A 23,343-nucleotide genomic window follows, 5' to 3' on the forward strand; every position below is an offset into this window, starting at 1 on the left:
AAATGTATAAATTAAGCTACAATTGTTCTTTAATCTTAAGCAATTGTCCTTTGATAGATTCTAGTTTTCTTATGATATCGAAACTATCTAAGGCTTCTTGTTTCTGCTCTTTAAGGTGAATTTTAGCACCTTCGAGAGTAAAACCACGTTCTTTTACCAAGTGGTAAATTAACTCGAGGTTTTTGATGTCTTCTGGGGTGAATTTTCGATTGCCTTTAGCATTTTTTTTAGGCTTTATAATATCAAACTCTTTTTCCCAAAAACGAATTAATGAGGCATTTACATCAAAAGCATCGGCTACCTCACCAATACTATAATACATTTTTTTAGGCAAGTCTACATACATACTTATTCTTTTTGTTGTGTAAAACTTCCGTCATCTTCAAAAATAAGCTTACTTTCAGGGAAATCCTCTTTTGTTAGTGCTTTAATTTCATTTAACGCTCCCTTTTTCTCATCCATAAATGGATATACTTCATCTATTTGTTTGGCAGAGTGCAGTTTTCCTTTAATAAAATTACCATCGGTATCAATATTGATTTCTGCAATAGGAGCATACCCTTTAATCCCTCTTAAATTAAATCGGGAGTAAGTACAAAAATTACCCAAACTATAGGCTATAAATTTATTTTTATATACTTCAAAAGCTCTTGATACATGTGGTCCATGCCCTAGAATGATATCAGCACCAGCATCAATCATAGTATGTGCAAAACGATACACATCACCGCGATCTTCGCCATAAAAACGTTCTGTTTTTCTGGGAACATGAGTGTATTTAAGGCCTTCTGCCCCTCCATGAAAAGAAACGATCACAATATCTACCTTTTGTTTGAGTTCGGTTACGATTTTTTTAGCATTGGTTAAGTTATGAATTTTTATGCAATCCTTGTTAGGGGCAAAAGCACAAAATCCATACGTGATACCATCTTTTTCGAAAACTGTAGAAGGTTGAGCAAATACTCCTGCATAAGCAATATTGTGCTTTTCGAGAGTTTTAGAAGTGTTCTTAATTCCGATTTCACCAAAATCACCAATGTGATTATTGGCAATACTCATTACATCAAACCCAGTTTCTTCAAGGTATTTTCCAAAATATTCTGGTGATCTAAAGGAATAACATTTTGACGGATCAGAACAGCGTTTAGCATTCTCTCCCTCATCAGTAAGTGTGCCTTCTAAATTACCAAAAAGCAAATCTGCCTGGCTAAGTACAGGGTTAACATCATCAAAAGGACCTTTACCTTCAGGAGGTAAATAACTATCATTAGGGAAATCAGTTCCCATCATGATATCACCAACGGCCATAATTTTGATATACTTTGGTTTTGCTAATTTTTGTTGGGTGTTTTGGACTATTACGTACATCGAATCCAATACTTCTTTTGAATATTTTTGAGCTTGTATTGAAGAACAGAAACCAAAAACGAAGACAATAAAAAGAAGTTTGCGCATTGATGTTTAATCTAAAGTTTCATTAATTAAATTAGAGGCCTTAAGCATTTCACTAAATTCTTCAGAAGTTAAACTTCCGTAGTAAAAATTACGAGGATTGATTCGTTCACCATCTTTAAAAATTTCATAATGTAGATGAGGTGCTACAGATCTTCCTGTGCTTCCTACATATCCAATAACATCTCCACGATTTACTTTCTGACCTTTCTCTACGTTATATTTACTTAAGTGAGCATATAAACTTACATAATTAAAACCGTGATCAATACGAATATGCTTTCCATAACCAGAAGAATTAGCATCTGCCCGGGTTACTACACCAGTACCCGACGCATAAACCGGTGTTCCTGTATTAGCCGAAAAATCCATTCCGTAATGAAATTTTCGTGCTTTGGTAAAAGGATCACTTCTCCATCCATAACCAGAAGCCATACGTCTTAAATCCGAATTTTGAATAGGTTGTATGGCAGGAATTGTAGCTAATAATTCTTCTTTTTTCTCTGCCAACGATGCGATTTCATCAAGAGATTTTGATTGAACCACAATTTGTTTCGTTAATTTATCGATACGCTCACTACTTTCAATAATAATATCAGAATTATCAAAACCTTCTAAGCTTTTATATCTGTTTACACCTCCAAATCCAGCATTACGTAATTCCTCGGGAATAGGATTGGCACCAAAATAAAGACGATAAATGTTATCGTCACGTTCTGCAATTTCTTTTAGAATATTTTCATCACGCTTCAATCTTTGATTCATTAAATCATATTGAAGCTGCATATTCTCAAGTTCTCTTTTATATGCTTTTTCTTTAGGAGTCTCTAATTGAGGGATGTTAAGATAAATAAGAAGAAGGACGAAACCAGCTAAAAAAGCGCTAATAACTCCTAATGCAGCTATACCAAATTTACGACCTTTCTTTTGCTCAATTCTGCGATAAGAAAGCGTCTCGCTATCATAGTAATATTTAACCTTTGACATAATCTAAAATATGCTATTTTTGCAGGATATCAACCAATATGTGGTTTATAAAAAACCAAGACATCGCAACAAATATAACAAATTGTTGCAAAGTCTAGAAAAAACTGACAAATATCGATTTAGAATCTTTTTTTAAAACAACGCAAAATAATGATCGCGATTGTGTTAAGTGTTTTATTTCGAAAAAATAGTAATACATAGAATTCATGAAATCCCAAGAAATACGAAATCAATTTTTAGAGTTTTTTAAATCCAAAAAACATAGCATCGTGCCTTCTGCGCCAATGGTGATTAAGGACGATCCTACTTTAATGTTCACTAATGCCGGGATGAACCAGTTTAAAGAATTCTTTTTAGGTAATGGTATTCCAAAAAGTAATCGAATAACAGATACTCAAAAATGTTTACGTGTAAGTGGTAAACATAATGATCTGGAAGAAGTAGGTATGGATACCTATCACCATACTATGTTTGAAATGCTTGGAAATTGGAGTTTTGGAGATTATTTTAAAAAAGAAGCAATCCAATGGGCCTGGGAATTATTGACCGAAGTATATGGTATAGATAAAGATATTCTTTATGTTTCTGTTTTTGAAGGTGCGAAAGATGAAAACCTGGATATGGATCAGGAAGCTTATGATCTTTGGACAGCTATTGTTCCAGAAGAGCGTATCATCATGGGAAATAAGAAAGATAATTTCTGGGAAATGGGAGATCAGGGACCTTGTGGTCCTTGTTCCGAAATTCATGTAGATATTCGTTCTGAGGAAGAAAAAGCTAAAACTCCTGGTCGGGACCTGGTAAATATGGATCATCCACAAGTGGTAGAGATCTGGAACCTGGTTTTTATGCAGTATAACCGAAAAGCAGATGGGTCATTAGAGAAGTTACCTGCGCAGCATGTAGATACCGGAATGGGTTTCGAACGTTTATGTATGGTGTTACAAGGAGTGAAGTCAAATTATGATACCGATGTTTTTACACCTTTAATTCGAGAAATTGAAACGATCACCAATTCTACATATGATAAAAATAGCTTACCAACTAATGATGATGGAAAAGTAAGTGTTGCAATTCGTGTTATTGCCGATCATGTAAGAGCTGTCTCATTTTCTATTGCAGATGGCCAACTACCTAGTAATACAGGAGCAGGATATGTGATACGAAGAATTTTACGTAGAGCTATTCGATATGGGTTTACTTTTCTGGATACCAAAGAGCCTTTTATATATAAGCTGGTAGAAACACTTAGCAAACAAATGAGTAAAGCTTTCCCCGAATTGAAAGCTCAGAAAAACTTAATCACTAATGTAATTAAAGAAGAAGAACAATCTTTTTTAAGAACATTGGATCAAGGATTAGTATTATTAGAAAATGTGATCAAGAATACCAAAGGAAATATAATTTCTGGAGAGAAAGCTTTCGAATTGTATGATACTTTTGGTTTTCCGATTGATTTAACAGCTTTAATTTTAAGTGAGCAGGGATATGAATTAGATGAAAAAGCTTTTGAAATAGAACTTCAGAAACAAAAAGATAGATCCAGAGCTGCATCACAGGTAACTGCCGGAGATTGGAAAATATTACTAGAAGGTACTGCTACAGAAAATTTTATTGGATATGATCATCTTAAAACAAATGTAAAAGTAACCCGTTATCGTAAAGTAAATAGCAAGAAAGATGGAGAATTGTATCAGTTAGTGTTTGATAAAACACCATTTTACCCCGAAGGAGGAGGGCAGGTTGGAGACAAAGGATACCTAGAGGTGCCTAATGGTGATGTGGTATATATAATAGATACCAAGAAAGAAAATAATCTGATTATTCATTTTACTAAAAATTTACCTAAGCATATAGATGAGACTTTGACTGCTGTGGTAGATGAAAAACAACGTTCGAGATCTGCTTCTAATCATACGGCAACACATTTGATGCATCAGGCATTACGTACAATTTTAGGTACTCATGTAGAACAAAAGGGATCGATGGTTCATAGTGGTAATTTGCGTTTTGATTTCTCTCATTTTGCTAAAATGACTACTGAAGAATTGAAAGAAGTTGAGCATTTTGTAAATGCGAGAATTCGCGAGCAACTTCCGCTAGAAGAGCAACGCAATATTTCTTATGATCAAGCAATAACAGAAGGAGCAATAGCACTGTTTGGAGAAAAATACGGAGATACAGTAAGAGCAATACGATTTGGAGAATCTATGGAACTTTGTGGTGGTACTCATGTAAAAAATACCAGTAGCATATGGCACTTTAAAATTGTATCAGAAAGTGCAATTGCAGCAGGAATTCGCAGGATTGAAGCAATTACCGGTGATGCGGCAAAAGAATTTTTTACAACTCAATCTGAAGCGTATGGAGAAGTAAAAGCAGTTCTTAAAACAAAGGACCCTTTAAAAACTATTATATCATTACAAGAAGAAAACTCAAGTCTGAAAAAACAGATAGAAACTCTTCTTAAGGATAAAGCTAAAAACCTGAAAGGAGACCTTAAATCAGAATTTGAAGATGTAAATGGGGTTAAATTTCTAGCAAAAAAAGTAGACTTAGATGCTGCCGGAATTAAAGATTTGTCATTCGAATTAGGAGGTGAACTTGAAAATGTTGTAATGCTATTTGGATCAGATCAGAAAGGAAAGGCCTTGTTGTCATGCTATATTTCTAAAAACCTGGTAGAAGAAAAACAGTTAAATGCCGGGCAGATGGTTCGTGAACTTGGTAAGTATATTCAAGGTGGTGGTGGTGGACAACCATTTTTTGCTACAGCAGGAGGGAAGAACCCTGCCGGTATAGAAGAAGCATTAAAGAATGCAAAACAATATTTGAAATAATCTTAAACTATAAAATTTCTCCTCTTTCTTTACGGAAGAGGTTAGAGTAAGGAGACTTATGAACCTACAAACCAAAATAACGCTACAGTCTCAAGAATCAAAAGTTGATTATAATTCAGAACTTTTACTGTTAGGATCATGCTTTGCAGAAAATATAGGAGAGAAATTCAAATACTTTAAGTTCAGGAATAAGATTAATCCATTCGGGATATTATTTCACCCTAAAGCAATAGAAACATTTTTGTGGATGGCTACTCAGGGAGAACAATATACCGATACCGATTTGTTTTATATCAATGAACAATGGCATTGTTTTGATGCACATTCCTCTTTAAGTAATGCTGATCAAAATGTAGTTTTATCTAATTTAAACACGGCATTAACGACTACAAGAAAGAATATTAACTCTGCGACACATATTTTTATCACTTTAGGAACTGCTTGGGTATATCGATTAAAATCTCTGGATATGGTGGTGGCGAATTGTCATAAAATTCCGCAAAGAGAGTTTGAAAAAGAATTATTATCTGTAGATGAGATCAATCAATGCCTTCAGAATTGTATACATCTAATTAGAGGTATTAACCCTTCAGTAGAAATTGTATTTACCGTTTCTCCTGTACGACATAGTAAAGATGGGTTTGTAGAAAATAATAGAAGTAAGTCTCATTTAATCACATCGCTGCATCAAACTATTAGTAATAGTGAAAATTTAAGTTATTTTCCTTCTTATGAGATCATGATGGACGAACTTAGAGATTATCGGTTTTACAATGTAGATATGATTCACCCTAATACACTGGCGATAGATTATATTTGGGAGCGTTTTTCTGAAGTTTGGATTTCTGAAAAAACTGCTCAGACTATGGGTAGAGTTGAAGAAATCAAAAAAGGAATGATGCATAGACCGTTTAATCCAAAAAGTAAACAGCACTTAGCATTTTTAGAAAGACTAGAATCAAAAAAGTATCAGCTTTATCAGGAATACCCTTTTATGGATTTTTAATCCCGAATTGTTATACCAGTTCTGATTTAAATTCACTCATAAGAAAAATGATGGATTTTTGACTTAGATGAAAAAGAAAATTCAAGTATAGCAGGGCTACGGTTGTGTTTTATTTTGAAATATTAGACAAAAAGACGCGGTTTTATTGAGTAAATTTAGATTGGAAATGGTATTATATGTCGTTTACTTTAATTATTGTATACGTATATTGCTCATGATCAAAATATAAAAACCCCATAGCGATGAATACTAATTTCATCACTATGGAGTTTGATATCAATGTACGACTTGTTATTAATTAAAATGTACAATCTCTAGAATATCGGGCAGCGTCATCTTTTTTCCATATAGGCAGATATGCTGCTTCAGGATCATCTACCTGTATACAACTAAGGTCAGGGTTATTCTTTAAATCGACAGATGACATACTAGCATTTTTACCATTGTTCATGGTTAAATTAGTTAATTTGTTGTTAAAACACCATAAGTGTGTTAAGGCTGTATTTTTGCTTACATCAAGGGTTGTTAATTGATTGTTATGACAATATAAAAGATCCAGCTTTATATTTTTGCTTACATCAAGGGTTGTTAAGTTATTTTCATGACACTTTAAAAACTCTAAAGCTATACTTTTGCTTACATCAAGGTTTGTTAAGTTATTGTTAAAACACCGCAAGAGTGTTAATGCTGTATTTTCGCTTACATCCAGGCTTGTTAAGTTATTGTTAGAACAACTAAAGCCTGTTAATGCTGTATTTTTGCTTACATCAAGGTTTGTTAAGTTATTGTTAGAACAACCAAAGCTTGTTAATGCTGTATTTTTGCTTACATCCAGGCTTGTTAAGTTATTGTTAGAACAACCAAAGCTTGTTAATGCCATATTTTTGCTTACATCCAGGAGAGTTAGTTTATTATAACGACAATATAAATCCTCTAAGGCTGTATTTTTACTTATGTTCAGGGTCGTTAATTGATTATTGTCACACCATAAAATCTTTAATGTTGTATTTTTGCTTACATCCAGGTTTGTTAGCTTATTATTACGACAAAATAAAAATTTTAAAGCTGTAAAATGTTCAATCCCTGAGAGATCAGAGATGTTTTTATTATCTATATCTAATCTTTCAACAACCTTGGCTTCTTCTATACTTATTTCACCATCACTATTGGTATCTACTACAGGGGCGGTATGTTCTACTAATGCCTTTTTAAAATTAGGGTCTTTAAAAGTAATGTAGCCTGTCTCTATAATATCATTCAGGTGTATTGTTATATTAGCTTCGCTGTCATTTACCAGTACCGTTGCCGTAAGTTTTTTTCTGGTTTCATAGTCAAACAAGGAAGCATCTTTTACGGTAATTTTCCCGGTTTCTTTGTCTATGTTTAAAGCTCCTTTTGGCTCTTCGTTTTTAAGGGTATAGGTCAAAGTTCCCTGGTTGGTAGTTGCTTCTATAGTTCCCAGTTCTTGTCCTTCTGTTGGGTTTTCGTCTATAGTAGTTTCAAAATCTTTTAGGGTAATTAATGGGTCATGAATATCGTTTAGGTGTACTGTTACTTTAGCTTCCTTGTTACTGTCCCCATTTTTTATGAGTAGGGTTGCTGTAAGTTTTTTTCTGGTTTCATAGTCAAATAAAGTAGCGTCTTTCACCGTAATTTTTCCTGTTTTTGAGTCTATACTTAAAGCTCCTTCAGGTTCTTCGCTTTTAAGAGTATAGGTCAAGGTTCCTTGGTTGGTGGTCGCTTCTATAGTTCCTAGTTCTTGTCCTTCTATAGGGTTTTCGTCTATAGTGGTTTCAAAATCTTTTGCGGTAATAGTCGTTTCTGTCACATCATCATCATCGCTGGAGCATGAAATGATAATTGCGCTAATGCACAATATAATACATCTTTTCAGTGTTTTTATGGAGTTATTTTTCATAATCATTTATAAAATTTAGAAGAACAAAATTTGTGTTATGTATGATGAAAAAACACCCTGTAATCCGTGAATTTGAGTAAGAAGGAATATAAAGCGTGTGCTGTTTAATCCAAAAAGTAAACAACACTTAGCATTTTTAGAAAGACTAGAATCAAAAAAGTATCAGCTTTATCAGGAATATCCTCATATGATTTGGGGAGAATAATTATGTATGAGTTCTATGATTAAAATAAAAAGAGGTTGTTGTATTTATTACAACAACCTCTTTTATTTTTATAGCATGTTGTTTAATTATTAGGGATAAACAGAGGAGATAAAGTAACGGTTGCATTACCTCGGGCACCTACGTGATTGGTATAGGTTTTGTTTTTTTGAATGGTATACAAAGAATCTACATAATCATCGTTATTGGTGTACCATTCATCTGGCATTGCTTGTAAGATAGCTCCTGCTACCTGCCCAAGTACATTTACCCATGGTTGTCCAGAAACTGTACCAACAATTTGAAAAATACCATCAACAATTATGGTAACCAATTGCTTAAAATTGTAGTTGTCATCTTTTTCGAATAATTGGATGTTTGCCGCCTGGTATTTATAATCGTCCCAGAAAAGCAAGATTTGGTTAGGGTAATATGTTGTGCCTTCATAATCTAGATAATACATAGGTATGATCTTTACTTCAGCTTCATTACTATTGTTTTTTATTCCAGAGGTGATAGCGTAAACTTCTGCGGCACCACTAATCCAGGGCTCCTCATCGTTATGTAATCGTATTTTATCTAATTTGGTAGTTTCAAGCCCCATATTGGTTTTTGAAGAAGGGCTTAAGTCCATTTTGGCAGACTTAAAACGATTATTTTGTAATCCAGCAGTTTGTAACTGGGTATTCATATAATCTACTTCTGCTTTTAAGGTTTCATAACCTTTGGTTTCTATAACAAGTACAGGTACATTAGGGATGTCTTTAACGTCTAGAAAAACGGTTTCTCCATCAAGCGTATACGCTTCAATTTTTGTCCATGATTTTTCATCACCTTCGGGAGCATATGATATTAATAGATCAGCATAATCTACCGATTTATGATTAGGTTTTTGTAACCATAATTCTGGTATTTCTATAATGTCAGGTATTTTGTTAGATTTAAGCTGGTTATCTGCTTTATCTACTATCTTTTTTAAGGATTGATAGGATTCCTGATCTGATAATAAAGCGGCGTTTTCTTTTAATACTTTAGACAACTTGATCCCTGGTGTTCGATCTTTGGCTAATATCTCCACAATATTAGTACTAAACTCTGTGTTAGCTAGTAAATCAATTAGGTCAAATGCAATCTTCTTTTTGTCTATTCTATTCTTGTTTTGAACGACATTAGTTTCGTTAACGACTACTTCTTCCCTTTCGCAATTAAAAAATAACAAGGAAACGAGAACTACATTTAAAAGTAAAAATGATTTTTTCATAATTTTAATATACTTAAGTTAGTTTTGTCTTTTAAAATTAGGAAAATGATATCTTATTAACTTGATTTATAAGGTATTAAATACTCAAAAGAAATGCGGTTAGACCATAAAAATTGGCAAGTGTTTTTTTGTTTTTCACACATTTATTATGCATGCATATGAAATTATGTTTTGTGATTAAATTATTGATAATGAGTTTGTTGTTGATATTTAGGCCGTTTTGGTTAAGAATTTTAAAAAAGCACACACCTTTATAGTAGCAAACTAAAAATTCTAGAAGCCATGATTTTTGAAGAAATAATTTTAAAAAGAAATAGTATTCTATACCGTAAATTCTGAATTGACCACAGTATCAATACCGCTACTAATTAGATGTTTAATATTAGGTCTATTTGATTGTATGTTTTTAAGATGTTCTAACACTTGTGAAGCAAATATAGAATCTCTATCATAAACTAATTCATAAATCTCTAATGGGAGCAACCAATCATTAGGATGGTCTTTCTCTAAAATTTCGAATACGGCTTCCAGTGAAAACGTAGTATTTTTTCCTTCCCTAATATTTTTAACAGATAAGTATAAAGAATGGAGATCTTTTTCTTTTTCAGAATATATTCTTTGTGCTGTAACCGAAGAAGGGTTATGAGTTACTAAATCAAATGAGTTATCATCTGCAGGGCCAGAGAAAGCAGATACGATTTCTTTTCCGACAGCCAAATCAAAAGTACCCCATTCTGGTTTAAAAAGATATTCATCTTTGTATTTGATAGTGCATTCACTAAACTGAATTAAAATCAACTCACCTTTAATGTTTCTTATTCCGGTAATATTAGTTCCTGCAATAGTAATCCCACTTTCGAATTCGAATTCTATATACTCTCCATCATAAAAATTATAAGCTTTCAGATCTCTAGGAGACATGTTTTCTATAGCAAGATTGATCCCTTTTAATTTTCCAAGAGGAGATCTAAGTCCATTTGGGTGAGCCTCTATACCATGGCCAATAAGCTCTTTTTCTCTAAAAGAAAGTGCTGTTGGGCCACTAGTTTCAAAATAAATAACTTCATTATCCTCATTTTTTATCATTCGGGTAAATACTCCCGAGATTTGTAGACCAGTACTTAGCTCTATGGTTCCTAAATTCTCTGATTCGATTAATTTTGCAAGTCCTCTGTGTCCACCTTTTCTTAAAGCCATAGTATCTGCAAATTCTTCTAATACCTGACATAAATAAGCAAAATCTGGCGTTACAAAGAGTTGAGGTTGTGGTTTGGTAATGTCAAAATCCTGAAAAGCAGCATCGGGAGAGTAGGGTAGTTTCTTTACATTATTAGTCATACACCATTCGCTTTCTCCAATCGAAGAAAGCAATCCTGCACCATAGATTCTAGGCTCATCTACTGTGCCGATTAGGCCATATTCAACCGTCCACCAATGTAAATTACGTATCAAAGCCATTTCTGAAGGGTTCTCTTTCTGATTTTGTAACTCTTCTATTTTTCTTTCTGCTTCTTCTATCTCTTTTGGATTTGTGCCGTATGCTTCTTTTAGAATAGAAAGTGTACGCACAGCTTCATACATATCGTAATCTTTTTTAGAAGAGATTGCTTTGCAACCAATTTTTCCGAAACGTCGTAGATATTCTGCGTAATCAGGATTAGCAATGATAGGAGCATGCCCTGCTGCTTCATGAATTATATCGGGAGCAGGGGTGTATTCAATATTTTCTAATTGCCTGATTTCTGATGCAATAACAAGAATATTATATGCCTGAAACTCCATAAATGCATTAGGAGGGATAAATCCATCGACAGCTACAGCCGCCCAACCAATTTCTTTTAAAATTCGATTCATTCCATACATACTTGGTATCTCATCGATCGAAATTCCTGTCTTTTTAAGGCCATTTAGGTAAGAATTATGAGCAACTTTGCTAAGGGAAGTAGTATTTTTGCGCATAACATACCTCCAAACTGCTTGATTTATTGGTGTATATTCTTCATAATTTTGCGGTTTTATGAATTGTTTTAAATGCGCGGGGAGCCGGTCAATTAAGGGATTAGATGCAATATTTAGAGACATATATAGAAATTAATTTTTGATCAAGACAATTTAATTGGAAAATTAATAGTTTTATTTTGATATTGAAGTATTCTTAAATAGTTAAATTTGTTTTATCAATTAAAAAAATAGATGGTTGTGAGAATTAAGCTGATAGTATTAGGATTATTATTATTTACATTAGGTATAAATGCCCAGGTTACATATAGTGAACCAGTAAGTTGGGGTATGCAAGAGAAAAAAAGCATAGTTCCGATGCTTATGAAAAGTTTTGATTTGGCTAAAATCAAAGCTGAAGATGCTAAGAATGATTCGGATAAATCAAGACCATGGAGATTTGGTTATGAACTTAAAGTGAATTTAGGTCTTAAAAATTCTGGAGTATGGGACGAATTACCGAATGGAGATAGAATATGGCGTGTTAATATTATATCTAAAGGTGCCAAGACATTAAATTTCATTTTTGATACCTATAAAATACCTAGAGGAGCTACTGTGCATCTGTATAATAGTGATAAATCTGACCTTTTAGGTGCGTATACAAATATTTTTAACAGACCAGACCAGATGCTAGGTACCTGGATGGTAGAAGGAGATAATGTATGGATAGAATATTTTGAACCTGCTTCTGTTACTGGTAAAGGGCAATTAAATATTGCTAAAGTAATTCATGGATATCGCTCGATTACAAATACTCAAATTCAAAGCAAAAATTTTGGTGACTCTGGAGATTGTAATCAAGATGTAGAGTGTTCTGTTGGAGAAGATTTTGATGAATTAAAAGATAGATTAAAGCACGCTGTTGCTTTTGTAATTATGGATGGTTTTGTTTGTACAGGAACACTGATTAATAATACAAAAAATGATAAAGCACCATATTTTTTGACAGCTAATCATTGTAATGCTGGTAGTGAATCTACATGGGCATTTCGTTTCAATTGGATTAGCCCTAATCCTTCTTGTGCAACAACAACGAGTAGTACAGATGCTACGATAAATCAAACAACGAGTGGTGCTACACGATTAGCTGCTAATGTAGAATCTGATTTCAAACTGTTGAATTTAGATGGAGGTTTAGATGAATCCTGGGAATTAGAATGGGCTGGTTGGGATAGAAGAGATATAGCAGCAAATTTTGCAATAGGGATTCACCATCCTAGCGGAGATATAATGAAGGTATGTAGAGAAAACACAGCACTAACACAAATAAAAACTGGCATAGGAGGTTTAACAGATCCTGTTGATTCCTGGCAGGTAACAGATTGGGATCTTGGAGTTACAGAAGGTGGATCTTCTGGTTCTGCTCTTTTTGATCCAAATGGTAGAATAGTAGGGCAGCTTGCAGGAGGAGGAGCAGCCTGTTCGGGGACAAATGATAATGGTCTTTCAGATTTTTATGGTAGGTTTAATGTTTCATGGAGTTTTGGTAACTCAGATTCTAACAGACTCTCTAATTGGTTAGATCCCGATAATACAGGAAGAGAAACATTAAATATGCTTTCTCAGGAAAACAATGGAAACCCACCGCCACCGCCACCGCCAATTGATCCAGAACCTGAAGAAGAAAAGGTGTTAGCGGTTTCTTTTAACGCATCAGAAGCTATTGTTAATATTACTAATACAGTAGAGGGTAAATTAGAATATTATCTTTATAATATTTCAGGAATGGTTGTAGGTTCTGGGAAATTGTCTGAGGAAAAAGGACAAATTGATATGTCAGATAAATCAACAGGAATGTATTTTATTTATGTTAAAAACACATCTGATGGCACTTCTTTTACTAAAAAAGTAATTGTAAGTAAGCAATTCTAAATATAGGATAATAATATTTAAAGAGTTATTCTTTGGATTTTACACCAGAGAATAACTCTTTATCGTTACCGTCTTTTAGAATTAGAGAATCTTCTTTCAGGATTCTGGTTTTAACTTCAACAAGAGTTTTGAAAAATTCTTTTTCTATTGCTGCATTTTTTTCGCAATATATTTTTGTTGCAATGGGGAAGCTAAAAGAAATAGTTCCGTTTTCTTCAGTATACTTAGACGAAAACGTATTACAGCCAGAGTGGCCATAGGCAGAGCTTTGTTCTTCATCAAAAGTGATGTGTAATTTTCTCTCAGAAACATCTTTCCCGTTAAGAAGAGTGATGAAAAAAGTTATTTTTTTAGTAACCTGATTTTCTTTGTCCTGACTTTTGACTGCTGCATTATTTTTGTTTGCACAACTATTTGTATTTGAAAATGCCACGAAAAACAAAATGATTAGTAAAGATTTCATAAGTCTAGTTTCTTTTTATGGTTAATATAATATTATTTATAACATAAATTCATCATAATCATTGTTTTTGGTCGCAAAAATATGGGTTATATGAGATTAAAATTTATTTTTGAGTGGAAAACAAAATACCTACCATGAAATGAGTATAGTTAAGGTTTTTAATACCGGCTTCACTTTATTAGTTGAGCCTGTTGAAAAATGATTACTATGTGAATTTTATCTGACCAATAAAAATGATAAATCAAAACAGATGAGACCCGAAAGCAGAAAACAAGAAATTATAAATGCAGCAGCTATTCTTTTTAAAGAAAAAGGGTATAGTGCAGTAACTATGAGAGATTTGGCAAAAGCTATGGGGATTAAAGCAGCAAGCTTATATAATCATATTCAGTCAAAACAAGAAATATTATCTACTATCATAATTGGACTTGCAGAGGAATTTACCGTTGGGATGAATAAAATTGTGAGTTCTGATGAAAATACGATCCAAAAACTGGAAAACATTATAGACTTACATATAGATGTGACATTGCGAAATGCAGATGGTCTGGCTTCACTTAATAACGATTGGATGCATCTGGAAGAGAATAATTTGCAATATTTTGAGAAAATGCGCCAAGAATATGAAGATAGTTTTAGAGATATAGTAAAGAAAGGATTAGAAAAAGGAGAGATTAAACCCTATAATGTAGAAATTATGGTGTTTTCTACACTCTCTACCTTAAGAACATTGTATTTATGGTACCCCGAACAAAAAGAGATTGATTCTGATATCTTGAAACGAGATATGATATCAGTATTGTTAAAAGGGGTAGCATGATCAGTATTTTGAGGTAGTCATAAAATTAACAGATAATTATTTGTGTATCAAACTAACAATTGTTAGTTTTGTTTAGCTATAACTATATAGTTAAATTAAGATATGACTGATTTTTATTCTATTCGCGTTTCTGAATTAACTAAAGAAACTAAGGATTGTACATCTATCACTTTTGATGTACCAGAAGAGCTTAGAAGTACATTTTTGTTTAAGCAAGGCCAGCATCTTACTCTAAAAACATCTATTAATGATGAAGAGGTAAGGCGCTCTTATTCTTTGTGTTCGAGTCCTGTTGAAAATAAATGGCAGGTGGCAGTTAAACGAATTGATCAGGGATTGTTCTCTAACTTCGCAAATGATGTGCTTAAAGAAGGAGATGTTCTGGAAGTAATGCCTCCTATGGGAAACTTTTTTGTTGAAGTGGCTCCTTCAAAAGCCAAAAATTATATTGTTTTTGCAGCAGGAAGTGGTATTACACCCATATTATCCATACTAAAAACTCATCTTGCATCTGAGCCAGAAAGTACTTTCAAGCTCTTTTACTTGAATCGGAATGCGAAATCCATTATCTTTAAAGAAGAGATAGAAGCGCTTAGAAACAAGTATTTTGGAAGAGTAGAGATATTTTACTTTTTAACAAAAGAACATCGGGATATACCATTACTTAATGGAAGATTTACAGAAGAAAAGATACAGGAACTTACTGATAAAATAATTGACGTATCCAGTGTAGATGAATGCTTTGTCTGCGGTCCTGAAGAAATGATCTTTTTGATTAGAGATGGATTGGTGAATGCAGGATTGCCAAAAGACAAAATTCATTACGAACTTTTCTTTTCAGGTGTTTCTGAAGAAGATAAGAAAAAAGCAGCAGAAGTAGTTGATCATAAATTTGATGGAACTGAGGTTACTATTATTGATGGCGGAAAAGAGTTTCACTTTGCCATGGATGATGATCACGATAATATATTAGATGGAGCGTTGGCTTCTGGTGCAGATCTGCCCTTTGCTTGTAAAGGCGGAGTGTGCAGTACTTGTAAATGTAAAGTTGTTGAAGGAGCAGTAGAAATGAAGGTGAACTATGCGCTAGAAGAAGATGAGGTTGCAAAAGGTCTTGTCTTATCTTGCCAGGCTGTTCCTACTACAGAAAAAGTAGTAGTTGATTTTGATGTATAAAACTCTAGGATTATGAGCGAAAAAGAAATAAAAAACCATGGGACTGGGCAGAGTCTAAGTCTAGAAGAAATCTTTGAGCAGAGAATTGCCAGAGATGAAAAGATCGAACCTAAAGATTGGATGCCGGAAAAATACCGGAAAACTCATATTCGGCAAATTTCTCAGCACGCACATTCCGAAATTATTGGAATGTTGCCAGAAGGAAACTGGATTACTCGTGCACCTTCCTTAAGACGTAAAGTAGCTTTAATAGCTAAAGTTCAGGATGAGGCAGGACATGGATTATACTTATATAGTGCATGTGAGACTTTAGGAATTTCTAGAGAAGAACTATACGAGCAATTGCATACAGGTAAAGCAAAATACTCTAGTATATTCAATTACCCTACAATCACCTGGGCAGATATGGGAGCAATTGGTTGGTTGGTAGATGGTGCGGCAATTATTAATCAAGTGCCTCTATGCAGTACTTCCTATGGGCCATATGCAAGAGCGATGATTAGAGTATGTAAAGAAGAGAGTTTTCATCAGCGTCAAGGATATGAAATAATGATTACGTTGGCGAATGGTACCCCAGAGCAAAAAGAAATGGCGCAAGATGCATTGAATAGATGGTGGTGGCCATCGTTGATGATGCTGGGACCTACAGATGCAGAATCTGTACATACTGCTCAATCAATGAAGTGGAAATTAAAAAGAAAAACTAATGACGAATTACGTCAGCAATTTATTGATCAAACAGTTCCGCAAGCAGAATTAATTGGACTTACTATTCCGGATCCAGATTTAAAATGGAATGAAGAAAAAGGGAGTTACGATTTTGGAGAAATAGATTGGGACGAATTCTGGCAAGTAGTAAAAGGTCATGGCCCTTGTAACAAAGAGCGTATGACAGCTAGAGTTAATGCTTGGGAAAAAGGAGAATGGGTAAGGGATGCAGCGATGGCATATGCCAAAAAACAAGAAGATAAAAAGCTTAAAAAAGCAATATAATAATTCTGAATTCAGAATTTAAAATTCATAATTATGAAAAATAACTGGCCACTTTGGGAAGTGTTTGTAAGAAGTAAAAATGGTTTAGAACATCGTCATTTTGGTAGTATTCATGCTGCCGATGCAGAAATGGCTTTGGAAAATGCCAGAGATGTATATACACGAAGAAATGAAGGAGTAAGTATATGGGTAGTAGAATCTAAACATATCACAGCATCAAACCCCGAAAATAATGGAGAATTATTTGAGCCCGCTCAGGATAAAGTGTATAGACATCCTACGTTTTATACATTACCAGATGAAGTAAAGCATATGTAATTTTTACAATGGTAAAAATTACAATTCCCGTGAATACGGAAAACGTACTATTTTGAAATTAAAGTTATTTAAATAAGATACCCATCATTACGGGCAGTGTTATGAAAAACGAAAATAAAATACAATATATCTACGGTATAGCAGATAATGCTTTGATCCTTGGTCAGCGATTATCAGAATTATGTGGCCACGGACCAAACCTGGAAACAGATATTGCAATGACCAATATGGCATTGGATTTATTAGGCCAGACGCGAAGTTATTACCAATATGTGGCTCAGCTTTCTGGAGATGGGAAAACTGAAGATGATATTGCTTTTTTGAGAATAGAAAGACAGTACAAAAATGTACTTCTTGTCGAACAACCAAACAGACACTTTGGATATGTGATTACAAGACAGTTTTTCTATGACGCTTTTCACTTACTATTGTTAGAAGAATTGCAAGATAGTAATGATGAAACAATAGCAGCAATTGCAAAGAAAGGAATTAAAGAGGTAAGCTATCATCAAAGATTTTCTTCAGACTGGATGAAAAGATTAGGAGATGGTACAGAAGAAAGTCACCAAAAAGTTCAGGAAGCAGTTGATGATCTGTGGAAGTATACAGACGAACTATTTCATATGACAGATGATGATAAGATGGCTGTAGAAAATGGAGTTGGTGTTAATACTGCTGCTTTACGAGAAAAATACGACCAAAGGATTAGAGACGTATTTGAAGAGGCTACGATCACCATACCAGAAACAAAATGGTTTCAGAAAGGTGGTAAACAAGGTATTCATAGTGAACATATGGGATACTTGCTTTCAGATTTGCAATATATGCAACGTACCTATCCTAATATGAAGTGGTAAAATAATACAGAATACCGAATTTAGAATATTGAATGATGAAGAGAAGTAAAACTTCAGCTTTGGATATTAAATGTTCGATATTCCATATTTATTATGACAATAGAATTTGAGAAACATATAGATCCGGCGCTGATTCCAATTTTGGAAAAAGTTCATGATCCCGAAATTCCGGTATTGTCTATTATGGATATGGGAGTGGTTCGTTCTGCTCAAATGATAGAAACGATTGCTCAGGTTACAATAACTCCGACATATAGTGGTTGCCCTGCAATGGATGTGATAGGAGATGATATTATTAATGCTTTTGCAAAAGAAAATATCGAAGCCAAAGTTTCCTTGGTCTTATCGCCGGCATGGACTACCGATTGGATTACACCAAAAGGTAGAGAAGCACTAGAAAAATACGGGATTGCAGCACCTTTACATGAAAAAGCAGATAAAGAAGCATTACTTGGGGGTAAAAAAATAGTAAAATGCACCCAATGTGGCTCAACAAATACAAAAATGGTAAGCCAGTTTGGTTCGACAGCGTGTAAAGCACTTTTTCAATGTAATGATTGTTTAGAACCTTTTGATTATTTCAAATGTCTCAAATAATGATGCTCGGATTAAGAACAACAATATATAAAGTTAGTGATCTGGATAAAGCCAGGAAATGGTATTCAGATGCATTTAATACCAAACCCTATTTCGACGAACCTTTTTATATAGGATTCAATATAGGAGGGTATGAACTTGGATTACTTCCAGAAGAGGCCCCTTCAGAAACAAAATCTGATAGCGTACTTTCGTATTGGGGTGTAGAAAAGATAGATACAACATACCAAAGATTACTCGATTTAGGAGCTACCGAACACGAAAAACCAACAAATGTAGGAGGAGAAATCGTGGTAGCAACAGTTAAATGCCCATGGAATAATATCATCGGAATAATTTATAACCCACAATTCAAAATAGAGAATTAAATATGCCTTCAATCGAATTGCACATTGATAATGGAGTAGCGAGAATAACGCTAAACCGCCCAGATACTTTTAATAGTTTCAATAGAGAAATGGCCTTGTTATTACAAAAAACATTCGACGAGTGTAATGCTAATGATCAAGTAAGAGCCATTATGCTTATCGGAAACGGAAAAGCGTTTTGTGCAGGACAGGACCTTAAAGAAGTAACTTCTCCCGAATTGAACCCTGGTTTCAGAAAAATATTAGAAGAACATTATAATCCAATAATCAGCCGTATTAGAACTATCGAAAAACCTATTGTGGCAGCTGTAAATGGGGTTGCTGCAGGAGCAGGAGCCAATATAGCTTTGGCGTGTGATATTGTTGTAGCTACTGAGGCGGCAAGCTTTATCCAGGCATTTAGTAAGATAGGGTTGGTTCCTGATAGTGCAGGAACCTTTTTTCTACCCAGATTAATTGGTTTTCAAAAAGCTTCTGCTTTAATGATGTTAGGTGATAAAGTAAGCGCAAAAGAGGCAGAGCAATTAGGGATGATATATAAAGTGTTTGAAACAGAAGCCTTTGAAGAAGAGGTAACTAAACTGGTTTCAAAATTATCTCAAATGCCAACCAAAGCTTTAGGATTGACTAAAAGATTATTAAATCGGTCATTGATAAATACGCTCGATGAGCAATTAGCAATAGAATCGGATCTACAGATAGAATCTGCAGAAAGCGAAGATTATGCAGAAGGTGTAAATGCATTTATTGAAAAAAGAAAACCAATATTTAAAGGTAAATAAGAATGATGATTGTTGGAGTAATAGGATCAGGAACAATGGGAAGTGGTATCGCTCAGGTAGCAGCTACTTCTGGTTGTAAAGTAAAAGTATTTGATACAAAGCAAGAAGCATTAGACCGAAGTAAACAAGCTTTAGAAAAAATTCTTTCCCGCTTGATTGAAAAAGGAAGAATTGATCAAACAGAGAAAACACGTATTCAAGGTAATATTTCTTATGTTGATTCTTTAAAAGATCTTAAAGATGCAGATCTCACAATCGAAGCTATTATAGAGAACCTGGATATTAAAAAGAAAGTATTTTCAGAACTAGAAACATATGTTTCTGAAGATACAATTATAGCATCTAATACCTCCTCTTTATCTATAGCATCTATAGCATCTTCATTACAAAAACCAGAGCGATGTATAGGAATTCATTTTTTTAACCCTGCTCCGTTAATGAAATTGGTTGAGGTGATTCCGGCGGTACAAACTTCAACTCAGGTTACCGACAAGGTGGTAGAGATTATTAATGGTTGGAAAAAAGTAGTAGCCTTAGCAAAAGATACTCCCGGGTTTATTGTGAATCGTGTGGCAAGACCATTTTATGGAGAATCTTTACGTATTTATGAAGAAGGCTTGGCTGATATTGCTACTATAGATTGGAGTTTAAAAACTTTAGGAGGGTTTAGAATGGGGCCTTTTGAATTAATGGATTTTATAGGAAACGATATCAATTATACGGTTACAGAAACTGTGTTTAAAGCATTTTACTATGATCCCCGATATAAACCTTCTTTTACACAAAAAAGATTGTCTGAAGCAGGATATCTAGGAAGAAAATCAGGTAAAGGATATTATGATTATAGTGATACTGCAGTAAAAGATGCCCCAAAAGAAGATAAAGTACTGGCAGAGTATATTTTTAATAGAGTATTAGTAATGTTAATTAATGAAGCTGCTGATGCATTATTCTGGAATATAGCTTCGGCAGAAGATATTGATAATGCAATGACTAAAGGAGTAAATTATCCAAAAGGATTGTTAACCTGGGCAGATGAAAAAGGAATTGACTGGTGTGTTACTATGCTGGATAATCTCTATAATGAATATCATGAAGATCGATATCGATGTAGTCCACTATTAAGAAAAATGGTGAAAGAAAAAAAGAGTTTTTTTAATGAAGTGGTGAGTAGTTGAGTGAATGAGATGATGAGTGAGTAATATATAGACTCACGCACTCATAAGCTAAAAACTAACAGGCTAAATAAAAATATAATGAAAAGTAAATATCATTTTAAATTTGAAGATTTGATGATTTACAATAAAGCAATTGACTTTGGAGAATCTGTAAATGATCAAATAAATACTTTTCCAAAAGAAGAAATGTATAGGCTTGCATCTCAATTTATAAGAGCTGCAGATTCGTTAGCATTAAATATTGCAGAAGGTTCTGCAAGTTCTGATGCTCAATTTAATAGATATTTGCAATTAGCATGGGATAGTGCTCATGAATGTGTAGTATGTAGTACAAAAGCTAGATTAAGAGGTTTTATAACGGAAAAGCAAGATGAAAAAAATAGAGCAGAAATTACAGAATTATCAAAAATGATTACCTCTTTCAAAAAACATTTAAAATCAAAAATGAATAAGTAATTGAGTAGATGGGAAATATAAGTTAATAATATACTCAAAGGCTCACAAACTAAATAACTAAGAAACTAAATGGCTCACAAACCTATTCTCTCAAACTTCATACCTAAGCAAATGCTTTCCCAAGACGCCTTTAGCCAATGGTTAGGTATCGAAATTATTGAAGTCGAAAAAGGAAGATGTAAAGTAGGAATGACGATTAGGAAAGAAATGCTCAATAGCATGAGTAAAGCTCACGGAGGAATATCCTATAGCTTGGCTGATACAGCTTTTGGTTTTTCTGCAAACACCCATGGCAAATATGCTGTATCTATAGAAACCTCGATCAATCATATCGAGGCATTAGAAGAGGGGGATTATCTAACAGCAGAAGCTACAGTTGATATTACCAAAACAAAAGTAGGCTTCAATATTGTAGAAGTTAAAAGAGGAGATGATATTGTCGCACTTTTTAAAGGAGTAGTATATAGAACCAGTAAAGACTGGGAGGAATAAATATAAAACCGTAAAATGATAAATATAAAAGTGGTTCAGATATATGAGATTACATTTTAGAATTTATGATTTAACATTTAAAATTTAAACTTTTGAAAGAATCGTATATAATAGACGGAGTCCGCACTCCTATAGGAAGCTATAAAGGAACATTATCAGCAGTAAGAACTGATGATTTAGGAGCTTTGGTAATAGAAAAGTTAGTAGAAAATAATCCAAATATTCCAAAAGATGCATATGATGATGTCATTATGGGGTGTGCTAATCAGGCTGGTGAAGATAATCGTAATGTAGCCAGAATGGCTGCATTATTAGCAGGGCTACCTTTTACTGTTCCGGGAGAAACGGTTAATCGTTTGTGTAGCTCAGGATTATCTGCAATAATACATGCTAATAGAGCAATCAAAGCAGGAGACGGCGATCTATTTATTTCGGGTGGAGTAGAAAATATGACACGTGGGCCATACGTGATCGCAAAACCGTCATCTGCCTTTGGTAATGATTCTAAAATGTATGACTCTAGTTTTGGATGGCGATTTGTAAATCAAAAAATGCATGACCTGTATGGTACAGATGGTATGGGAAATACTGCAGAAAACCTGGTAGAGAAATATAATATATCTAGAGAAGATCAGGATGCATTTGCGTATTGGAGTCAGATGAAAGCGACCAATGCCCAGAAATCTGGGAGATTAGCTAAAGAAATTACTACAGTCGAAATCCCACAGCGTAAAAAAGATCCAATCCTATTTTCTGATGATGAGTTTGTAAAACCAACTACTACCAAAGAGGTATTAGCAAAACTACGCCCGGCCTTTAAAAAAGAAGGTAGCGTAACGGCAGGAAACTCTTCAGGATTAAATGATGGAGCAGCAGCTACCATTATTGCATCAGAAGATGCAGTAAAAAAATACAATCTAAAACCACTGGCCAGAATAGTAAGCTCTGCAGTGGTAGGAGTAGAGCCTAAGATTATGGGTATCGGACCTGTTCAGGCTTCTAATAAAGCTCTGGAAAAAGCAGGGATTACAATGGATGATATAGATGTTATTGAGCTTAATGAAGCTTTTGCTTCACAAGCGTTAGCGTGTATACGAGAATGGGGATTAGCAGATGATGACCCAAGAATAAACCCTAACGGAGGATCTATTGCAATTGGGCATCCATTAGGAGTAACAGGTACCAGGATTGCGTATTCCGCAGCTTTAGAGTTACAACAACAAAATAAACGATATGCTCTAATCACAATGTGTGTTGGAGTAGGTCAAGGGTATGCTTGTGTAATCGAAAATACAAATATCTGA

Annotated in this window: 22 protein-coding genes; 15 read left to right on the plus strand and 7 right to left on the minus strand. The window is 34.1% G+C overall.

Features of this window, described 5'->3' with window-relative positions:
- Window positions 1-16 precede the first annotated feature (16 nt).
- The 3 genes from DK441_RS08925 to DK441_RS08935 are packed head-to-tail and all read right to left on the minus strand — an operon-like array spanning window position 17 to window position 2,439.
- On the minus strand, window positions 17-346 hold the full coding sequence (locus DK441_RS08925) for a MerR family transcriptional regulator (protein WP_024772724.1): 330 nt from the start codon (window positions 344-346) through the stop codon (window positions 17-19).
- Between the two features lie 2 nt (window positions 347-348).
- Entirely contained in the window at window positions 349-1,455 is a 1,107-nt protein-coding gene (locus tag DK441_RS08930) for a CapA family protein (protein WP_109098400.1), read from the minus strand.
- 6 nt (window positions 1,456-1,461) lie between these two features.
- Complete coding sequence (locus DK441_RS08935) at window positions 1,462-2,439, minus strand: M23 family metallopeptidase (RefSeq protein WP_109098401.1); 978 nt, start codon at window positions 2,437-2,439, stop codon at window positions 1,462-1,464.
- A 206-nt stretch (window positions 2,440-2,645) separates the two neighbouring features.
- On the opposite strand from DK441_RS08935, the gene alaS reads away from it, so the two are divergent.
- Entirely contained in the window at window positions 2,646-5,279 is a 2,634-nt protein-coding gene (gene alaS / locus DK441_RS08940; RefSeq protein ID WP_109098402.1) for an alanine--tRNA ligase, read from the plus strand.
- A gap of 58 nt (window positions 5,280-5,337) precedes the next feature.
- Window positions 5,338-6,285, plus strand: coding sequence for a GSCFA domain-containing protein (locus DK441_RS08945; protein ID WP_109098403.1), 948 nt, complete (start codon window positions 5,338-5,340; stop codon window positions 6,283-6,285).
- A 298-nt stretch (window positions 6,286-6,583) separates the two neighbouring features.
- Here the strand turns inward: DK441_RS08945 and DK441_RS08950 are convergent, their stop codons facing one another.
- The 3 genes from DK441_RS08950 to DK441_RS08960 all read right to left on the minus strand — a co-directional run bounded on the left by DK441_RS08950 (window position 6,584) and on the right by DK441_RS08960 (window position 11,748).
- A complete protein-coding gene (locus tag DK441_RS08950) occupies window positions 6,584-8,203 on the minus strand; it encodes a cadherin domain-containing protein (RefSeq protein WP_160112015.1) in 1,620 nt (539 codons plus the stop codon).
- 287 nt (window positions 8,204-8,490) lie between these two features.
- Window positions 8,491-9,666: a DUF3103 family protein gene (locus DK441_RS08955; protein WP_109098405.1), complete on the minus strand. Its 1,176-nt coding sequence runs from the start codon at window positions 9,664-9,666 to the stop codon at window positions 8,491-8,493.
- A gap of 321 nt (window positions 9,667-9,987) precedes the next feature.
- Window positions 9,988-11,748: an aromatic amino acid hydroxylase gene (locus tag DK441_RS08960; protein ID WP_109098406.1), complete on the minus strand. Its 1,761-nt coding sequence runs from the start codon at window positions 11,746-11,748 to the stop codon at window positions 9,988-9,990.
- A gap of 117 nt (window positions 11,749-11,865) precedes the next feature.
- Between DK441_RS08960 and DK441_RS08965 the strand changes: the two genes are divergently transcribed.
- Window positions 11,866-13,539 (plus strand): T9SS type A sorting domain-containing protein, encoded by a 1,674-nt coding sequence (locus DK441_RS08965; RefSeq protein ID WP_160112016.1) that lies wholly within the window; start codon window positions 11,866-11,868, stop codon window positions 13,537-13,539.
- Between the two features lie 25 nt (window positions 13,540-13,564).
- On the opposite strand, the gene DK441_RS08970 is transcribed toward DK441_RS08965, so the two are convergent.
- Window positions 13,565-14,002 (minus strand): META domain-containing protein, encoded by a 438-nt coding sequence (locus tag DK441_RS08970; protein ID WP_109098408.1) that lies wholly within the window; start codon window positions 14,000-14,002, stop codon window positions 13,565-13,567.
- Between the two features lie 250 nt (window positions 14,003-14,252).
- On the opposite strand from DK441_RS08970, the gene DK441_RS08975 reads away from it, so the two are divergent.
- The 12 genes from DK441_RS08975 to pcaF all read left to right on the plus strand — a co-directional run bounded on the left by DK441_RS08975 (window position 14,253) and on the right by pcaF (window position 23,343).
- Window positions 14,253-14,822, plus strand: a complete 570-nt coding sequence (locus tag DK441_RS08975; protein WP_109098409.1) for a TetR/AcrR family transcriptional regulator — start codon at window positions 14,253-14,255, stop codon at window positions 14,820-14,822.
- A 102-nt stretch (window positions 14,823-14,924) separates the two neighbouring features.
- Entirely contained in the window at window positions 14,925-15,998 is a 1,074-nt protein-coding gene (gene paaE, locus DK441_RS08980; protein ID WP_109098410.1) for a 1,2-phenylacetyl-CoA epoxidase subunit PaaE, read from the plus strand.
- Window positions 15,999-16,010: 12 nt separating this feature from the next.
- Window positions 16,011-16,991 carry a 1,2-phenylacetyl-CoA epoxidase subunit PaaA gene (paaA, locus tag DK441_RS08985; protein WP_109098411.1) on the plus strand — a complete coding sequence of 327 codons (981 nt, stop codon included), beginning with the start codon at window positions 16,011-16,013 and terminating at the stop codon, window positions 16,989-16,991.
- A 33-nt stretch (window positions 16,992-17,024) separates the two neighbouring features.
- The gene (gene paaB / locus DK441_RS08990; protein ID WP_025667674.1) at window positions 17,025-17,309 is read left to right on the plus strand and encodes a 1,2-phenylacetyl-CoA epoxidase subunit PaaB; all 285 of its coding nucleotides are present in this window, start codon (window positions 17,025-17,027) and stop codon (window positions 17,307-17,309) included.
- Between the two features lie 101 nt (window positions 17,310-17,410).
- A complete protein-coding gene (gene paaC / locus DK441_RS08995) occupies window positions 17,411-18,166 on the plus strand; it encodes a 1,2-phenylacetyl-CoA epoxidase subunit PaaC (protein ID WP_109098412.1) in 756 nt (251 codons plus the stop codon).
- A gap of 93 nt (window positions 18,167-18,259) precedes the next feature.
- Complete coding sequence (gene paaD, locus DK441_RS09000) at window positions 18,260-18,763, plus strand: 1,2-phenylacetyl-CoA epoxidase subunit PaaD (RefSeq protein WP_109098413.1); 504 nt, start codon at window positions 18,260-18,262, stop codon at window positions 18,761-18,763.
- Window positions 18,763-19,131, plus strand: a complete 369-nt coding sequence (locus tag DK441_RS09005) for a VOC family protein (RefSeq protein ID WP_235015740.1) — start codon at window positions 18,763-18,765, stop codon at window positions 19,129-19,131. The genes paaD and DK441_RS09005 overlap by 1 nt, the downstream gene beginning before the upstream one ends.
- 2 nt (window positions 19,132-19,133) lie before the next feature.
- Window positions 19,134-19,913 (plus strand): enoyl-CoA hydratase-related protein, encoded by a 780-nt coding sequence (locus DK441_RS09010; RefSeq protein WP_109098415.1) that lies wholly within the window; start codon window positions 19,134-19,136, stop codon window positions 19,911-19,913.
- Between the two features lie 5 nt (window positions 19,914-19,918).
- Complete coding sequence (locus tag DK441_RS09015; RefSeq protein WP_109098601.1) at window positions 19,919-21,091, plus strand: 3-hydroxyacyl-CoA dehydrogenase NAD-binding domain-containing protein; 1,173 nt, start codon at window positions 19,919-19,921, stop codon at window positions 21,089-21,091.
- A gap of 78 nt (window positions 21,092-21,169) precedes the next feature.
- Window positions 21,170-21,547 carry a four helix bundle protein gene (locus DK441_RS09020; RefSeq protein WP_109098416.1) on the plus strand — a complete coding sequence of 126 codons (378 nt, stop codon included), beginning with the start codon at window positions 21,170-21,172 and terminating at the stop codon, window positions 21,545-21,547.
- 111 nt (window positions 21,548-21,658) lie between these two features.
- Window positions 21,659-22,039 carry a PaaI family thioesterase gene (locus DK441_RS09025; protein ID WP_235015741.1) on the plus strand — a complete coding sequence of 127 codons (381 nt, stop codon included), beginning with the start codon at window positions 21,659-21,661 and terminating at the stop codon, window positions 22,037-22,039.
- 92 nt (window positions 22,040-22,131) lie between these two features.
- On the plus strand, window positions 22,132-23,343 hold the full coding sequence (pcaF, locus tag DK441_RS09030) for a 3-oxoadipyl-CoA thiolase (RefSeq protein ID WP_109098418.1): 1,212 nt from the start codon (window positions 22,132-22,134) through the stop codon (window positions 23,341-23,343).

Origin of the sequence: Aquimarina sp. AU58 (genome assembly GCF_900312745.1) — a bacterium.
Lineage (GTDB): Bacteria > Bacteroidota > Bacteroidia > Flavobacteriales > Flavobacteriaceae > Aquimarina > Aquimarina spinulae.

Coding starts and splice junctions, on each gene's coding strand:
- DK441_RS08925 (WP_024772724.1), bottom strand. CDS start 346: ATGTATGTAGACTTGCCTAAAAAAATGTATTATAGTATTGGTGAGGTA.
- DK441_RS08930 (WP_109098400.1), bottom strand. CDS start 1,455: ATGCGCAAACTTCTTTTTATTGTCTTCGTTTTTGGTTTCTGTTCTTCA.
- DK441_RS08935 (WP_109098401.1), bottom strand. CDS start 2,439: ATGTCAAAGGTTAAATATTACTATGATAGCGAGACGCTTTCTTATCGC.
- alaS (WP_109098402.1), top strand. CDS start 2,646: ATGAAATCCCAAGAAATACGAAATCAATTTTTAGAGTTTTTTAAATCC.
- DK441_RS08945 (WP_109098403.1), top strand. CDS start 5,338: ATGAACCTACAAACCAAAATAACGCTACAGTCTCAAGAATCAAAAGTT.
- DK441_RS08950 (WP_160112015.1), bottom strand. CDS start 8,203: ATGAAAAATAACTCCATAAAAACACTGAAAAGATGTATTATATTGTGC.
- DK441_RS08955 (WP_109098405.1), bottom strand. CDS start 9,666: ATGAAAAAATCATTTTTACTTTTAAATGTAGTTCTCGTTTCCTTGTTA.
- DK441_RS08960 (WP_109098406.1), bottom strand. CDS start 11,748: ATGTCTCTAAATATTGCATCTAATCCCTTAATTGACCGGCTCCCCGCG.
- DK441_RS08970 (WP_109098408.1), bottom strand. CDS start 14,002: ATGAAATCTTTACTAATCATTTTGTTTTTCGTGGCATTTTCAAATACA.
- DK441_RS08975 (WP_109098409.1), top strand. CDS start 14,253: ATGAGACCCGAAAGCAGAAAACAAGAAATTATAAATGCAGCAGCTATT.
- paaE (WP_109098410.1), top strand. CDS start 14,925: ATGACTGATTTTTATTCTATTCGCGTTTCTGAATTAACTAAAGAAACT.
- paaA (WP_109098411.1), top strand. CDS start 16,011: ATGAGCGAAAAAGAAATAAAAAACCATGGGACTGGGCAGAGTCTAAGT.
- paaB (WP_025667674.1), top strand. CDS start 17,025: ATGAAAAATAACTGGCCACTTTGGGAAGTGTTTGTAAGAAGTAAAAAT.
- paaC (WP_109098412.1), top strand. CDS start 17,411: ATGAAAAACGAAAATAAAATACAATATATCTACGGTATAGCAGATAAT.
- paaD (WP_109098413.1), top strand. CDS start 18,260: ATGACAATAGAATTTGAGAAACATATAGATCCGGCGCTGATTCCAATT.
- DK441_RS09005 (WP_235015740.1), top strand. CDS start 18,763: ATGATGCTCGGATTAAGAACAACAATATATAAAGTTAGTGATCTGGAT.
- DK441_RS09010 (WP_109098415.1), top strand. CDS start 19,134: ATGCCTTCAATCGAATTGCACATTGATAATGGAGTAGCGAGAATAACG.
- DK441_RS09015 (WP_109098601.1), top strand. CDS start 19,919: ATGATTGTTGGAGTAATAGGATCAGGAACAATGGGAAGTGGTATCGCT.
- DK441_RS09020 (WP_109098416.1), top strand. CDS start 21,170: ATGAAAAGTAAATATCATTTTAAATTTGAAGATTTGATGATTTACAAT.
- DK441_RS09025 (WP_235015741.1), top strand. CDS start 21,659: ATGCTTTCCCAAGACGCCTTTAGCCAATGGTTAGGTATCGAAATTATT.